Source organism: Leclercia sp. LSNIH1, from assembly GCF_002902985.1.
Lineage (GTDB): Bacteria > Pseudomonadota > Gammaproteobacteria > Enterobacterales > Enterobacteriaceae > Enterobacter.
The window spans coordinates 47,554-61,572 of sequence record NZ_CP026171.1 but is presented as its reverse complement, the minus strand read 5'-3'; the positions used below and the strand labels follow the sequence as shown (position 1 = coordinate 61,572).

Annotated in this window: 13 protein-coding genes; 6 read left to right on the top strand and 7 right to left on the bottom strand. The window is 61.3% G+C overall.

The genetic code is table 11. The features are described 5' to 3' along the window. Nucleotides 1-71: 71 nt before the first annotated feature. Both C2U54_RS25435 and C2U54_RS27895 read right to left on the bottom strand, forming a co-directional pair. Nucleotides 72-1,127 carry a TolC family protein gene (locus tag C2U54_RS25435; RefSeq protein ID WP_223852552.1) on the bottom strand — a complete coding sequence of 352 codons (1,056 nt, stop codon included), beginning with the start codon at nt 1,125-1,127 and terminating at the stop codon, nt 72-74. Next, nucleotides 1,069-1,494 carry a hypothetical protein gene (locus C2U54_RS27895; RefSeq protein ID WP_213191790.1) on the bottom strand — a complete coding sequence of 142 codons (426 nt, stop codon included), beginning with the start codon at nt 1,492-1,494 and terminating at the stop codon, nt 1,069-1,071. The genes C2U54_RS25435 and C2U54_RS27895 overlap by 59 nt, the downstream gene beginning before the upstream one ends. Nucleotides 1,495-1,603: 109 nt before the next feature. Here C2U54_RS27895 and C2U54_RS25430 point away from each other — a divergent pair, with 109 nt between their 5' ends. The 6 genes from C2U54_RS25430 (at nt 1,604) to C2U54_RS25405 (ending at nt 9,310) form a co-directional block, all read left to right on the top strand. Beyond that, nucleotides 1,604-2,239 (top strand): TetR/AcrR family transcriptional regulator, encoded by a 636-nt coding sequence (locus C2U54_RS25430; protein ID WP_022652140.1) that lies wholly within the window; start codon nt 1,604-1,606, stop codon nt 2,237-2,239. A gap of 50 nt (nt 2,240-2,289) precedes the next feature. After that, on the top strand, nt 2,290-3,405 hold the full coding sequence (locus tag C2U54_RS25425; protein ID WP_044256783.1) for an efflux RND transporter periplasmic adaptor subunit: 1,116 nt from the start codon (nt 2,290-2,292) through the stop codon (nt 3,403-3,405). 22 nt (nt 3,406-3,427) lie between these two features. Continuing rightward, on the top strand, nt 3,428-6,544 hold the full coding sequence (locus C2U54_RS25420; RefSeq protein ID WP_004883075.1) for an efflux RND transporter permease subunit: 3,117 nt from the start codon (nt 3,428-3,430) through the stop codon (nt 6,542-6,544). A 190-nt stretch (nt 6,545-6,734) separates the two neighbouring features. Next, nucleotides 6,735-7,070, top strand: a complete 336-nt coding sequence (locus C2U54_RS25415; protein WP_004883073.1) for a DMT family transporter — start codon at nt 6,735-6,737, stop codon at nt 7,068-7,070. 12 nt (nt 7,071-7,082) lie between these two features. After that, nucleotides 7,083-7,700 carry a DUF3313 family protein gene (locus C2U54_RS25410; RefSeq protein WP_004883071.1) on the top strand — a complete coding sequence of 206 codons (618 nt, stop codon included), beginning with the start codon at nt 7,083-7,085 and terminating at the stop codon, nt 7,698-7,700. A gap of 221 nt (nt 7,701-7,921) precedes the next feature. After that, nucleotides 7,922-9,310, top strand: coding sequence for a patatin-like phospholipase family protein (locus C2U54_RS25405; RefSeq protein WP_004883070.1), 1,389 nt, complete (start codon nt 7,922-7,924; stop codon nt 9,308-9,310). Here the strand turns inward: C2U54_RS25405 and C2U54_RS25400 are convergent. The 5 genes from C2U54_RS25400 to parA all read right to left on the bottom strand — a co-directional run bounded on the left by C2U54_RS25400 (nt 9,303) and on the right by parA (nt 13,770). After that, nucleotides 9,303-11,285: a relaxase/mobilization nuclease domain-containing protein gene (locus C2U54_RS25400; protein WP_004883068.1), complete on the bottom strand. Its 1,983-nt coding sequence runs from the start codon at nt 11,283-11,285 to the stop codon at nt 9,303-9,305. The genes C2U54_RS25405 and C2U54_RS25400 overlap by 8 nt on opposite strands. A 436-nt stretch (nt 11,286-11,721) precedes the next feature. Further along, complete coding sequence (locus tag C2U54_RS25390; protein WP_004883067.1) at nt 11,722-12,321, bottom strand: S26 family signal peptidase; 600 nt, start codon at nt 12,319-12,321, stop codon at nt 11,722-11,724. Next, nucleotides 12,318-12,863 (bottom strand): DUF2840 domain-containing protein, encoded by a 546-nt coding sequence (locus C2U54_RS25385; protein ID WP_004883064.1) that lies wholly within the window; start codon nt 12,861-12,863, stop codon nt 12,318-12,320. Before C2U54_RS25385 ends, C2U54_RS25390 begins: the two co-directional genes overlap by 4 nt. Further along, nucleotides 12,860-13,135 carry a hypothetical protein gene (locus tag C2U54_RS25380; RefSeq protein WP_004883063.1) on the bottom strand — a complete coding sequence of 92 codons (276 nt, stop codon included), beginning with the start codon at nt 13,133-13,135 and terminating at the stop codon, nt 12,860-12,862. Before C2U54_RS25380 ends, C2U54_RS25385 begins: the two co-directional genes overlap by 4 nt. Further along, nucleotides 13,132-13,770, bottom strand: a complete 639-nt coding sequence (parA, locus tag C2U54_RS25375) for a ParA family partition ATPase (RefSeq protein WP_004883061.1) — start codon at nt 13,768-13,770, stop codon at nt 13,132-13,134. The genes C2U54_RS25380 and parA overlap by 4 nt, the downstream gene beginning before the upstream one ends. Between the last annotated feature and the right edge of the window lie 249 nt (nt 13,771-14,019).

The window sequence follows — 14,019 nt, the reverse complement described above, 5'->3', positions numbered from 1 at the left end:
TCCCCTACTAATCGTCGATCTATTCAGTATTTAAAACTCGCTGCCATGCTGCGTTCTTCCAACTCAAGGACTCAGGGTGAAGATTGCAGATTCACATGCTCTGGCGAACCAGAAAGCGCTTTAGCGAGAACACCCCATTGCACGGCTGCGTCGGCGCGAGCACGGACCAGAGCCGCTCGCTGGGACAAGGTGCCACGCTCCGCTTCTGCAACAACGGTCGCATCCACCTGTCCCGCCTCAAAGAGGCGTCGACTGCGGTCAAGGAGTCGATCAGCGACGACAAGACCATCGACCTGATGCTGCAGAGAAGTCCGCTGGGTCTGCCAGCCCAGATAAGCGTTCTCCACATCCTGAAGCGCAAGCAAAACCGTGCGTTCCAGGTCAGCCTGTGCGCCGCGACTGCGTGCTGAGCCCTCGTCGATTCCCGCTTGTATTGCTCCACCGTCAAAGATCGGAAGCGTCACACCCAAGCCCAGAGAGAAAATGTTCCCTGCCACACGTGTTCCGTTGTTCTCGAAGCGTTGGCGCCCACCACTCAAATCGAGCACAAGTTTGGGGAGCCGCTCGCCTTCTGCTGCGTTCCATCGCGCCGTCGCCGCTGCAAGACGCGCCTGCGCGGCTCTGACGTCGGGGCGCTGCTGCAGCAATTCGCCTGGCACGCTTCTGGGAGTCCAATCGGGCATGGTGAGAGAGGCAAGCGCAGGACCGCTGCCAAGCGCCCCCGGAATCCGGCCAACGAGCACATCCAAGGCATGCGTTGCTTCGCCGCGTACGCGTCGCAACTGCTCTTGCTCCACCCGGAGGGCGATGACCTCGGAACGCGTGCGTTCAATGTCAAAGCCCGTAGCTTGACCTGCCTTGAACTTCTGCTCTGTCAGACGCTCAAGGCGCTCGGCGACTTGAAGTCGCTCTTTTGCCAGATCTTCCAGCTCTGCCGCCTGCCGCTGCTGCAGTGCAGCGGACACTGTCTCAAAGGCGATCTGCCAACGTGTCGCGAACCAGTTCTGTTCGACAGCAACTGCGTCCATCCGTGCGCCATCAGCGGCATGCGAGAGGCGGCCCGCTAGATCAACTTCCCATGAAGCCGACAGCGGAAGCCTGGCATCGCTGCTGATGGTCGGTGCCAAAGAAAAGTCGCGCGCGCGTTGCTTGGGGCGTGAGCGCCAAGCTAGGGAACATTGAAGCGCGTGTACGTCGGGTGATCGCCACAGCTTCATCAATCCGCGCTCTTGCAATAGCGAGATCGGTGTTGTGCTCCAGCGCGTTGCGCACCAGCGCGTCAATCAGCGGATCACCGTACGCCGTCCACCACTCGGCCGGGAGTGCTTGTGCTGGCACCTGCTGCACAGCCAGACCCGCTTCGTTCATGAATTTGGCCGGAACCTCAACGCGTGATGTCTCCACCCTGTGAGGCGAGTGGCTGCACGCGGCGAGAAGCGTGATCGATAGGAATGCAACAGCAGTAAGGCCGCGGCGGGCGTAGGGATCGGACATGTTGAGCCACTAGGTTGTGAATTGAGGAGGCCGTCTTGACGGGCATAGTTCATGGCGTGTACTATACCGTCCAGACGATTCAAAAATCAAGCATCTTTGGAGTTTCACCATGGCAACTCGTATGAAATCAAGCCCAGAGGAGTCGCATTCGGCGGACAACGGCGCTGAAGCCCCCTCCATCTCTAAGAAAGCGCAACAAACACGGGAGCGCATCCTTCAAGCTGCGCGTGACGTAGTCATGGAGGGAGGTGCCGGGCACCTAACGCTTGACGCGGTCGTTGCACGGGCAGGAATGAGCAAAGGTGCGTTCCTGTACCACTTCAAGACCAAGCGCGATCTGCTCCTCACGATGATTGATGACCAGGTCTCGGCGTTTGATGGCGGGCAGGAAGAGCGAGAGCTGCCATTCGTCGGCGATCCAGACCCTTGGCTATCCAGCCAGGTCTCGGCTATGCCTGACGGCGGGATGCAAAAGATGAGCGCTGCATTGCTGGCGGCCGTGGCTGAAGACCCCACGCTGCTTGAGCCTGTGCGCGGCTGGTACCGCAGGCAGTACGAGAACGCGAGCAAATCTCCACGCGGCACCGATATCGCCGGAATCGTTCTATTTGCCTTGGACGGAGTCTTCCTCGCCGAAATGATGGGTTTTCCGACGTTTGCTGCCGAAGACCTTTCTCGACTCATGCACACCCTCCAGGCGCTCGCCCGCGGCGAACTGGAACTCACCCCTATTGATAAACGCTGATGAAAGGCCTTCCCGTGTCTTGCACTCCCTTTAAATCCCAGTCCTGGCAAATGCAGAAAGTCGGCCTCGCGTTTGTTCTGCTCGCATCGCTTGCCGGCTGTGATAGTCAGAAGGAGCCTGCTTCCGATCCACCGCGAGCGGTCAAGCTGCTCACGGTGGGGGATGTAGGTTCTGTGGCCAATCGCATTGAATTGAGTGGTCTAGCTCGCTCCAGTGAGCGGAGTACCTTGGGGTTCGAGACTGGCGGGCGTATCAGCAAGCTTCATGTGGACGTGGGAGATCGCTTCTCTCGCGGACAGCTTCTGGCTGAGTTGGATGTTCAGCCCGAGCAACTCCGCCTAGAACAGGCTCGGGCGACACTCGCTGCTGCGGAAGCCGCATTGGCAGACAGAATCGTGCAGACAACGCAGCAAAGGGGGCTGCTTGAGGGCAACGTAATCTCCCCGGCTGCATTCGAGAGTGTGAAAGCACAGTTGGTTGCAGCTGAAGGCCAGGTGCGCAATGCAAAGGCCGCATTCGGCCTTGCCGAGCGTGCGCGAAGGGGGGCCGCCATTCATGCGCCATTCGACGGCGTCGTCGCGGAGAAACTCGCTCTGCCGTTCACAGATATTGCAGCCGGAGCGCCGGTGCTTCAAGTGGATGGACTACGCAGCGGCGTAGAAGTCCTTGCGACTGCATCGACGACCCAGGCGGCAAATATCAAAATTGGGCAGGTCGCCGAACTGCGCCTGAGCGAGTCAGCAAGTCCCGTTCGTGCTTCGGTACAACGCATCGGCTTGCGTGCTGAAAATGGCTCACTTTTACCTGTCGTGCTCGTTCCTCAAGATGCTACTCTTGCGCGCAGTCTTCGACCCGGGTCTGCCGTTCAAGTATTGCTGAAGGCACCGGAAGCGAAGGATGCCTCACCAGATCGTCTGATGCTTCCCTATTCGGCACTGGTGCTCAGTGAGAAAGCAGGACAAGCCGCAGTGTTTGTATATGACGTGACCGGAAAGAAGGTGCACCGCCGGGAAGTGCAATTCCAGAGCGAGCCAGGCGGCGACAACGTTCGCGTTGTGGGCGGCCTGAAGCGCGGCGAGATGGTAGTCGCGGCTGGCGCGAGTTGGCTGACGAACGAGCAACAAGTCACCCCACTCAAGGCCACGACCCAATTGGCCGGACGCTGACCCGCTACAGGAAGACTTCGCTATGAAGATCACAGAAATGGCGCTGCGCGCCAGCAGACTCACCTACCTTGCCGCGGTCATCATTCTTGTTGCCGGCATTGCCACGTTTCTCAATTTCCCTTCGCAGGAAGAGCCATCGGTCACGATTCGAGATGCGGTTGTTGCCGTTCTGAACCCTGGCATGCCAGCCGAACGTGTTGAGCAGTTGATCGCGCGTCCGATCGAGGAGCGTTTGCGGGAGCTGGCCGAGGTCAAGCGTGTAACCACAACCGTTCGCGCGGGCGGGGCCGTCATACAGGTCACGATCTGGGAGCGGTACACCGACCTAGCCCCCATATGGCAGCGCGTTCGCGCGAAGGTTGCCGATGCTCAGCCTCTGCTTCCACAGGGTACGTTGGGGCCATTTGTCAACGACGACTTCGGCCGTGTTGCCGTGGCCTCCATTGCGGTGACCGCGCCGGGCTACTCCATGGGCGAAATGCGTGTGTCGTTGAAAGAGATGCGCGATCGCCTATACGCGCTTCCCGGCGTTGATCGCATCAGCTTCTACGGCTTGCAGGAAGAGCGCGTCTATCTCGAATTTGATCGACCAAAACTAGCCCAGCTTGGATTGACCCCACAAGGGGTGATCGATCAACTCGTTAAACAAAACGTCGTGCTTTCAGGCGGGCAAATCGCCATCGGTGGCATCAACGCTTCGCTGGCTGTTAGTGGAGAGGTTCGCGACGCCGCTTCGCTGCGCGCGTTGCCGATCATGATGGCGCAAGCTCAGGGTGCGCGCGGTGCTTCGCCTGCTCCTTCAATCTCACTGGGAGAGCTTGCGCGCGTGCAGGTACAACCTGCAGATCCTCCCGAGTCTGCTGCAGTCTATAAGGGCCAGCCTGCCGTAGTGATGGCAGTGTCCATGACCTCGGGCCAGAACGTGGAGCAATTCGGCGTAGCCCTCAAATCCCGTGTGGCCGAGCTTGAGAAACTTCTGCCCGCAGGTTTCGAGCTCTCCTATGTGACATTCCAGGCAGACGTCGTCAAACGTGAAATGGGCAAGATGAACCAGGTGATGATCGAAACGATTGTCATCGTGCTCGGCGTCGTCGTCCTTTTCCTGGGATGGCGCACAGGATTCATCGTCGGGATGATCGTGCCGCTTACCATTCTGGGGGCACTGATCGTGATGCGCGCGCTGAACATCGAGCTGCAAAGTGTTTCGATGGCAGCCATCATCATCGCTTTGGGGCTCTTGGTAGACAACGGCATCGTGATTGCCGAAGACATTGAACGGCGCTTGGCAGCCGGTGAAGACCGCAAACAGGCTTGTCTCGAAGCGGGTCGTACCCTCGCACTGCCGCTGCTGACGTCCTCATTGGTTATCGTCATCGCCTTCTCCCCGTTCTTCTTCGGCCAGAGTGCGACGAGTGAGTATCTGCGCTCTCTCGTCATTGTCCTCGCGCTCACGTTACTCGGATCTTGGCTGTTGTGTCTGACCGTCACTCCACTGCTGTGCTACCACTTCACCAAAGTGCATCATCAACCGGCGAATGACGCGCAAACCTACAACACACGCTTCTATCGCGGCTATCGCAAGTTGCTTGAGTGGGTGCTTGACCACAAGGCGATCTACGTTGGTGTGATGACGGGTGCATTGGCCGTAGCTCTGTACGGATTCACGACACTGCCATACGACTTCTTGCCGAAGTCCGACCGAGTTCAATTCCAAATACCGGTGCAGCTCGCCCCTGGAACGGATTCACGGCTCACTCTTGCCAAAGTGAAGGAAGTGAGCGGCTGGCTCGGTGATCAAGAAATCAACCCCGAAATCACGGATCACATTGGCTACGTCGCTGACGGTGGGCCGCGCTTCATCCTTGGGCTCAATCCCCCATTGCCAGCATCGAACATCGCGTACTTTGTCGTGACGGTCAAGGCAGGCACCAACATTGACGTCGTGATTGCCCGAACTCGGGCTTACTTCGCGCAGCATCATGGAGATGTACGCGCAGAGCCTCAGCGGTTCTCGCTAGGCACTACCGAAGCCGGCACAGCCGTCTACCGGGTCAGTGGGCCGGATCATGAGGTGCTGATGAATGCGGCGGCGAAAATTGAGTCCGCGCTACGGGAGCTGCCAGGTACGGCCAACATCAAGAACAACTGGGATACCCGTGTCGGCCGTCTCGATGTTCGGGTCGATCAAGATCGTGCGCGACGTGCTGGCGTCACCACCGACGACATAGCTGCCTGGCTTGGCACCCGCTACATCGGCCAGTCGATCTCTGTGATCCGAGATGGCGATACCAGCGTGCCAATCGTGATGCGCGGGACGTCCAATGATCGGCGCAGCACTGCGGACGTTGGTTCGACGACCATCTATCCAGCGTCGGGTGGCCAGCCGGTTTCCCTGGCGCAAGTGGCCGATGTCACGCTCGCTAGCGAGCCGTCTGTGATCCAGCGCCGCAATCTCATTCGTACAGTCACAGTTCAGGGGCAGAACACCGCATACACCGCGCAAGAGATCGTGGATCACCTCGCACCTCGGATCGCCGCAATTGAACTACCTGCAGGCTATGCCATAGAGCTTGGTGGAGAAATTGAGGAATCGGCTGAATCGAATGCATCGCTCACGCACTACATGCCGTTCGCTCTTCTGGCGATGTTGCTGCTATTCATCTGGCAGTTCAACTCCTTCCGCAAGCTGATCGTGATTCTCGCAACGATTCCCTTCACGTTGATTGGGGTCGTGATTGCACTGAAGGCAACAGGCACTCCTTTCAGCTTCATGGCGACATTCGGGGTGCTTGCGCTGTTCGGAATCATCGTCAACAACGCCGTTCTTCTGCTCGAACAAATTGAACACGGCCTCTCGGAAGGTCTCGCCCGACATGAAGCCCTGGTGGGAGCTGCGATGCAGCGGCTGCGTCCAATCGTGATGACCAAGGTGACCTGTATCGCGGGTCTCGTGCCCCTGATGTTGTTTGCGGGGCCGCTGTGGAAGGGCATGGCCATCGGCATGATCGGTGGTCTCGCACTTGGCACGCTCGTGACGCTTGGCCTGATTCCGTTGCTCTACGAGGTGCTGTTCGGAATGAAGTGGCCGGGCAGCAAACGGAGTCACGAGGCGGTACAACAACCAGTGCAACCGGTCTGATCCCTCAGCGTAACTGTCCACACGCTTCCCCCGATCTCTCTCGTGGCCGGAGAGATCGGGGAGACAGATTCTCGCCATCAGAGAGTTTAAGAAGAAATCAGAAGCAGAGCGAATTGACCGCCTACTGCCTATTCTTTGATGCTTTGATGCTTTGATAATCAATTTTCACTGAATAGATTTGGAGAAATATATGAACCCGTTGTCATGGAATCCATGGTTGGTTCTACTGATTGCCGGCCTGTTCGAAATCGGTTGGCCACTAGGCCTCAAGATGGGTGCGGCCAATGCAGCGATGCGCTACGTGGGGCCGGCGATTGCAGTTGCCTGTATGGCAGCCAGCGGCTTTTTCCTATGGTTATCTCTTAAACAGATCCCCATAGGAACAGCTTATGCGGTCTGGACCGGCATCGGTTCGCTGGGCGCGTTTTTCGTGGGCGTGTATGTGTTCGGCGATACCGCCTCCTTGATACGTTGGGTTGGAATTGCGCTGGTTGTTGCTGGCATCGTCTGTCTGAAAATGGGATAAATGAAAATATATATGAAACGCCCTATTTCATTAATCCATTTTGTGCTGCTGGCAGGCCTCACGGCAACCTTATCTGGCTGTGCTTCAAACGGAATGACTCGATCAGGGTTTCTTGGTGATTACGATGTATTGGGAAAAACGAAGTACGAAAATGTTCTGCTCTTCAAGGCGCCAGGCTTTGAACCCAGTCGTTACCGGGAAATATTAGTCGAGGATGCTCAGGTAGTGACGGCAACTGGACGCATAGGTGGGCTTGAAGCTGAGCAAGTGCGAGAGCTTCTCGATCACGTCAACAGTGAACTGCGACATCTCCAAACTAAGTCCGAAGCTCCCGCATCGTCAGGCCGCATACGTGTGCGTGTGGCAATTACGACCATTGAGACGCCCAATAGAGCAGTCAACACCCTAACGACGTTGCTTGTTGGACCAGTGACAACTGGGGGAGCTAGTTTGGAGTTTGAGGCAGTAGATGAACAAACAGATCGTCGGGTGGCTGCTGCTAGCTGCTTCGAGCACGGCAACGCTCTCGCGGATTTCAAAGGCTCCTACACACTGCTCGGGCATGCAAAGTCTGCAATCACCACCTGCCTTGAACGGATCAATAGCGCTTGGAGAAGTGCTGGCTCGTGAATAGCTGCTATTCCATAACTTCGCGCGGATCGCGAGGAGCCTCATCAAGGGGATTCGTAGGGTGCCGTTCTTGTAACGTCTGCAGCATTCTGGAGTGGCTCTGCTTCGTCGCAAAATTGCCGGCGTTTCTCGTTCTTGTCTATTCGAAACGCTGCGTGGTGCTGCTTGCAGAGGTAAAGCGCCTGGAGGTGTGTAAATTCACACGATGGAGTTTGGCCGGTGTGCTGGCAACGGTAGTTCTGACAGGGTGTTCCACTTACCGTCCTTGGATCAACCCGACACTTTCCGACGCCGCCTTAATGTCTCTCGCCGAGAACGACCAACGCATCAGGCCGTCGGAGGTCAACCAACCGGTGGTTGTAGCGGTGACACTGTCAGGCGGGGGCGCTCGGGCGGCGGCCTTCGGCCTGGGCGTGCTGCGCGAACTCAAGGCCACACGCTTCGCGCTAGAGGGCCAGGAGACCACTCTGTTGGATCAGGTGTTCCTGGTCAGCGGAGTGTCGGGGGGCAGCATCCTTGCCGCGCACTTCGCGGCCTTCGGCGATGCCACGCTGACTCGTTTCGAGCCGGATTTTCTGCTTGTGCCTTTTGAGGGGCGACTCATACGTGAAGCTCTGTGGCCTGAGCGTCTTTATAGACTAACTTCACCTTGGTTTGGGCGCAGCCAGATCCTGGCTCAACGCTTGGACGAACTTTTTGAAGGCCGCACCTTTGGTGACGTGCGCCGACGACCGGGCGCGCCCGAACTGATGATCACGGCAACCGACCTCACGACCGGTGCCCCTTTCGATTTCACCACCGAGCAATTCCGGCTAATCTGTTCCGACCTCGATGCAACGCCGCTGTCTTTCGCGGTGGCGGCCTCGTCGGCAGTACCGCTGGTGCTGTCGCCCGTAACGGTGCGAAACAACGCCAATACCTGTCCGCCGCCTCTCCGATCTTTGCCTGTCAGAGGGCAAAATTACAGATCACGCATCCTGCAAAGCGGCATAGACAGCTACCTCAATGCGCACGATCGGCCCTATATCCACCTCGTGGACGGTGGTGTCTCCGACAACCTCGGCGTACGTCTGATGCTAGACCGGCTAGTAGCTTCGGGCTCAATGAGCGCCAATTTCTCGGAGGTCAAGCCCGGAAGCTTGCGCCGACTCGTGTTGGTGACGGTGAACTCCGAACGAGGACTGAGCGAGAGAGTGGACAGTAGCGACCGAGTTCCCAGCACGACGCAAGTACTTGAGTCGCTGATCTTCGGTGCCGGCGCTCGCGAGACCCAGGTGACGCTGGCCATGCTTAACGACGACCTGCAACACTGGCGTTCCGAGATTGTCCGCACCCGTGGCCAAGCGGACAGCCCCTTTGCGGCCGACGCAGAAATCTACGTAGTAAGCGTAAGTCTGAACGACGTGCCGGACGACAAGATCCGGCATTCGCTGCTGCGCGTGCCCACAGCCTTCACGATCGAGGCTACGGATGTCTTGGACCTGCAAACTGCGGGAGGCGAAGCACTGAGGCAATCCAAGGAGTTTATGGCATTGATTGAATCTCTAAGAAGAATCACAGCAGCCAAGCAGACTGCGCCTGGTACTCAGCTTCCCTTGATATCTAACTGATACCGATACTGGGCTTTCGTCCAAGTTCCCAAGAGGCACTTCCGCCGATAACCTTTGCGGCAAGCTGTTGTCCCAGTCGCGGCTCAATTACCGGCCGCCACGGCACAAGGCTGAACCCCATGCCGTCATCGAGCATCGCGTAGCGCCCGCTGGCGAGCATAATGGAACGCCGGTAGATACCGGCTACGCGCTGCCCGTCGGCCACCGGGCGATGCTCTAGGCCGGTTTCCGCCGCAATGTCTTTCGCGGCCTGCACTAGTTCCCGATTGCGTAGCGTGCCCAGCAGGTTGCGCGCGAGGATGACGCGCTGCCCGCGGCGCTGTGCCAGCCCCTGTTCTTCGAGGAAATCGGCTCGCTGCTGTATGGCCTGCTTGGTATCACCGCCAAAGCCCAAGTTGCCCAGCCCACGGCCACCGCCGATCAGTTGCTGGTCAAGCCAAGTCGCGCCGATGACGCGGGCCTGCCGTTCAATAGGAAGGTGTGATTTCAGCTCTACGGCTACATCGCCCAGCCGTTGCGCGTCGTATTGGCGGCCACGCTCGGCCAGGTCGTCCGGTACCTTCCATAGCCCTTCGGCCACGCGCTCCACGATGCAAGCCCGGCGCAGGGCTTCCAGCCGCCGGACATGAGCGGCGACGACTTCCTGCGGGTCGCGTCCGGGCGTAGCCCGGCCCTGCTCGATTACCAGGTGATGATCGGTGCGGTACAGGCCATCGCTCGCCAGCGAGGCGATGTTCTTGTCGGCCGTGCGCACCTCAGTCGAACCCTTCACCTCTACCACAGCGCCCGTGGGATAGTTCGCCAGTTCGTCGCGGGCGTTCAGTGCAACGTAGTGGGCCTTACCGTCCGTGCCGTCGATGATCAGATAGCCTCGGTCGTGCAACTCATCGGCAAGCCCCTTCGCGGCCACGCGGCCGATGAGGCTGCGACCATCGTCGCCCGGCTCGAACACCGCCAGCTCACGCGGCTGGCCGCTCATGGCCCGCTGCATCGTTCGGATGATGTCGCCACGCTCACCCAGGGCACGCAAGGTCTTCTCGGCATCGGCATGAATGGCCCAGGTGCCGGGCTGCACCTCGTCGGCTAGGCCCAGGCGCTGCAAGCGTTGCAGGCGGCCGATCAGCAGCAGGCGCTGGCGTTGCAACCTCGGCTCGTTGAGCCGTTCGACATGCACCCGGCCATCCTCGCCGGTCTCGCGCTGCAAGGTGCGATCCAGGCTCGTCCACCGCTCCTGTTCCACCTCGCGCCTCAAGGTCTGCTGAATCTCCAGTTCGGTGCGCGGCCCCAGCCACTCGGTCGCCAGCTCGGCGGCGCGATGGCGGAAGCCGTGGGCGATGTAGTCACCCGCGATGATGAGGTCTTTGCCGGTGTCGTCGCGCCCGCGCACGATCAGGTGGGTGTGCGGGTTGTCGGTGTTCCAGTGATCCACCGCCACCCAATCCAGCCGCGTGCCCAGGTCGGCTTCCATGCGGCTCACCAGATGCCGGGTGTAGGTGCGCAGGTCGTCCAGCTCGGCCCCGTCCTCGGGCGAGACGATGAAGCGGAAATGGTGCCGGTCGTCGGCGCAGCGTTCCTTGAAGGCGTCCAGATCGGCTTCGTCGGCCTGTGGCCCGTAGCCCCGGCCCGGTTCGCCATCGCGACCCGCGCCGTCGCGCTCGATGTAGCGCAGGTGCTTGGCGAGCGATTGCGGGCTGGCCCGCTGGTGATTGACCAGCAAGGTCTTGATGGTCACGCGCCGCGACATGGGCATTAGCTTCGCCCCGGCGAAGCGCGCCGCCGTGTGGCCACGTCCGAGCCGAGAGCCGGGCCGCTGGCCGGTGCCAGCCGCGCCAGGACGGCGTACTGCCGACTTGCCGCTGCTGGCTTTGCCGGCCTGCTTGAGCACCTTGGAAACGAAGCTCTGCCCCTGGCCCTTGCCCCGGTTCTTCGGGGCGCTGGGGCGCACGCGAAAGTCGTCGTCGCGGCTGTCGGTCATGGCTGCGCTCCCCGCAAGCTTGGGCGTGTCCTGTCGTGCGAAGCACGCGGACATGCCAGCATTGGCGCGACCCTCGCGCCAAACGCGGCACGGTGGCGAAGCCGCTCCGTGCCGCGTTCCCCCCATGTGCTGACTGGCTTTCGACGCGGCCAGGTGCCGCGTCCTTTTGTCTTGCCTTCCGCCTTTGCCCTTCGCTGTCGCTCCAGGCAACGGCGGCCCGGCGGCGCTGCTGCGTGAACAGACAGCGCGCCGGCGAAAGCGCCAATGGCCGCAGGCCGGGCGCGTTCGAGGCAAGACGCCTGAACGTTGGACGGCTGCGCCGGATGCTGCGCGACGTGCGGTGCGAATGCACCGGCACGACAGGCGCAGCGACACTGAAGCAGCCAGCAGAACGACATGCCCGATGGCACGTCAGAGCGCAGCGAATCGGCGGCCATCATGGGCGTATCTCCGGCCACACCGGATGCGCAACGCCGATCACGGCGGATGCGCTGACCGGGCCGAAATAGCGGCTGTCGAACGATGCTGGATTCGTCACGCTCAACAGGAGCAGTTCGCCCGGTTCAAGGCGGCGGCAAAGCTGCAAGGACGGCAGCGCCCGGCCCAGCCGGTCGGCGGGCAGTACGGCGGCCGAAGGCACGCCGTCGATGCGTACCTGACCGGCGACGATGCAGACGTGTTGCGGCGCGACCGCGCCCACACGTTTGAGCAGCGGAACGCGCGTCGGCAGGTAGCCGCGCTGCGCAGCGAGCGCGGCAGCCGTGGCCGGAAGCGGCACCAGCACGATGCTGTCCACGGACAACGGACGTGGCAGCGAGGCGGTGCGCGGGTCGAACGGGTCAATGCGATACCAGCCGACCGCCACGCTGTCGGACGGGTTGTAGGTCAGACGCGGCAGCGGCGACACGAAAGCCGCCCAGGCCAGCGCAGCGAAGCCGATGGCGGCCAGTGTCGCCAGCACGATGCGAGCGCGCAGGCGTGAGCGAGGACGCGGCGCCACGTCGGGCGCGTTGGGTGTGGTGGTCGGGGCGGTCATGGCAGCACCTTCCCGGCCAGCCAGGCGGTATGCCGCTCGGTGGTGTATTCGGGCAGCGCAAGGCGAGCCGCAAGACGGTTGCCCAGCGTGCGCCAGTACGCCGGCGACACGTCGATGGCAGCGATGCCCAGCGCCTCGATGCCGTCGATGCGCTCCAGCACGGCGCGCACGTTGGCATCGCCTTCGGTGTGTAGGAGCAAGCGCGCGCCCGGCTGAACACCGGGGATGCGCTGCGCCGCGTCCAGCGGTGTGCAAGCCTGCATCACCATGAGTTGCCAGCGGATCGTGCCGTAGTCGTTGGCCTGCCAGCGGATGCGGCAGAGCATCGCGCCCGGCAGGAACACCGCGCAGCGCCGCCAGCGGTCGAGCTGAAGCGTGCGCGCCGGTTCGCCGAAGCGCAGGTAGAGCTTGAAGCGATGTTCGAGGTAGGCCAGCGAAACGCGCGTCAGCGGCACATTGCCGGCCTGTCCGGCGAGTGCCGAAAGCGCAGGCAGCGGCGCAGCCGGTGCCGCGTTCGCGGCAGGCCAAGCGAATGCGTTCATGGTGTGTTCTCCGGCGGAAACTCCCGCTCCAGCAGGCCGCGCAGCAGGTCGGCCACGGTCACGCCTTGCGTGAAGGCCGACACCTTGATGCGCGCCCGCATGGCGGGCGTGATGTCGAGCGTGAGGCGGGCCGTGTAGAGGTCGCCTTTGCCCAGCGCGTCGGCATCGCCCTGACGAATCCACGCCTCGGCGTGCGGATTCGCGGGCGGACGTGCGCCGATGCCGACGCGCTTGCCCGTGCGTTTGCTGTTGGGTGGCTGCTGCGCTGTCATGTCGGCCACCGCAGCAGTTCGTCCACCAGGGCGGTGATTTCGCGGGCGGCGGCACTGTCGGGCGCTGTCTCGCGTGCGAGCCGGCCAGCGGCCACGCTGTCGGCGAAGACGATGCGCTGATGCACCTCCGAGCGCAGCGCGGGCAGCGGCTGTTCGGCGAGCGATTGCCGCGCCTCGCGCCCGATGATGGTGGTGCTGACGCGCCGGTTGATGACGAAGGCCGCGCGGAGCAGCGGCCGGAACACCTGCGCCTCGCGGATCAGCGAAACCATTTCCGAGCTGGCCCAGAGGTCGTAGGGGCTGGGCTGCACCGGGATCAGCACGCGCTCGGCCGCCAGCAGCGCGGAGCGCGCCAAGGCGGCGATGCGCGGCGGCCCGTCGATGATGACGTGATCGGCCCGCCTGGCGAGTTCTGGCGCTTCCTGATGCAGCGTTTCGCGTGCGAGGCCCACGGCGCTGAACAGCCGTGGCAAGCCTTGCTGGCTTCTGCGCTGCGTCCAGTCCAGGGATGAACCCTGCGGGTCGGCATCGAGCAGGACGACATGCTGGCCGCGCATCGCCAGTTCGCCCGCGATGTGCGTGGCGAGCGTGGTCTTGCCGACACCGCCTTTCTGGTTGAGCAGAGCGAGGATCATGGCGCGGCCCTCCCTGCTGGAAAGCCGGGCTTTACCTGCCGTGCAAAACGCTGTTCGCCGTGCCGTTTCTCGGTTGTCCACCGAAACGGCGCGCTTCTACTAAAAGTTATGTATTTCTTGTTAGGGAAGTTAGAGGGGCCGCAAACCCGCGCCGTTATTGGCTTTCCGGCGTTTTCGTACTCCTGATAGCACGATAGGCGTACTCCCGATAGCACGATACCCGGTACTCCTGATAGCACGAGGCCGTCC

Coding starts and splice junctions, on each gene's coding strand:
- C2U54_RS25400 (WP_004883068.1), bottom strand. CDS start 11,285: ATGACCGACAGCCGCGACGACGACTTTCGCGTGCGCCCCAGCGCCCCG.
- C2U54_RS25420 (WP_004883075.1), top strand. CDS start 3,428: ATGAAGATCACAGAAATGGCGCTGCGCGCCAGCAGACTCACCTACCTT.
- C2U54_RS27895 (WP_213191790.1), bottom strand. CDS start 1,494: ATGTCCGATCCCTACGCCCGCCGCGGCCTTACTGCTGTTGCATTCCTA.
- C2U54_RS25390 (WP_004883067.1), bottom strand. CDS start 12,321: ATGACCGCCCCGACCACCACACCCAACGCGCCCGACGTGGCGCCGCGT.
- C2U54_RS25415 (WP_004883073.1), top strand. CDS start 6,735: ATGAACCCGTTGTCATGGAATCCATGGTTGGTTCTACTGATTGCCGGC.
- C2U54_RS25410 (WP_004883071.1), top strand. CDS start 7,083: ATGAAACGCCCTATTTCATTAATCCATTTTGTGCTGCTGGCAGGCCTC.
- C2U54_RS25385 (WP_004883064.1), bottom strand. CDS start 12,863: ATGAACGCATTCGCTTGGCCTGCCGCGAACGCGGCACCGGCTGCGCCG.
- C2U54_RS25425 (WP_044256783.1), top strand. CDS start 2,290: ATGCAGAAAGTCGGCCTCGCGTTTGTTCTGCTCGCATCGCTTGCCGGC.
- parA (WP_004883061.1), bottom strand. CDS start 13,770: ATGATCCTCGCTCTGCTCAACCAGAAAGGCGGTGTCGGCAAGACCACG.
- C2U54_RS25380 (WP_004883063.1), bottom strand. CDS start 13,135: ATGACAGCGCAGCAGCCACCCAACAGCAAACGCACGGGCAAGCGCGTC.
- C2U54_RS25430 (WP_022652140.1), top strand. CDS start 1,604: ATGGCAACTCGTATGAAATCAAGCCCAGAGGAGTCGCATTCGGCGGAC.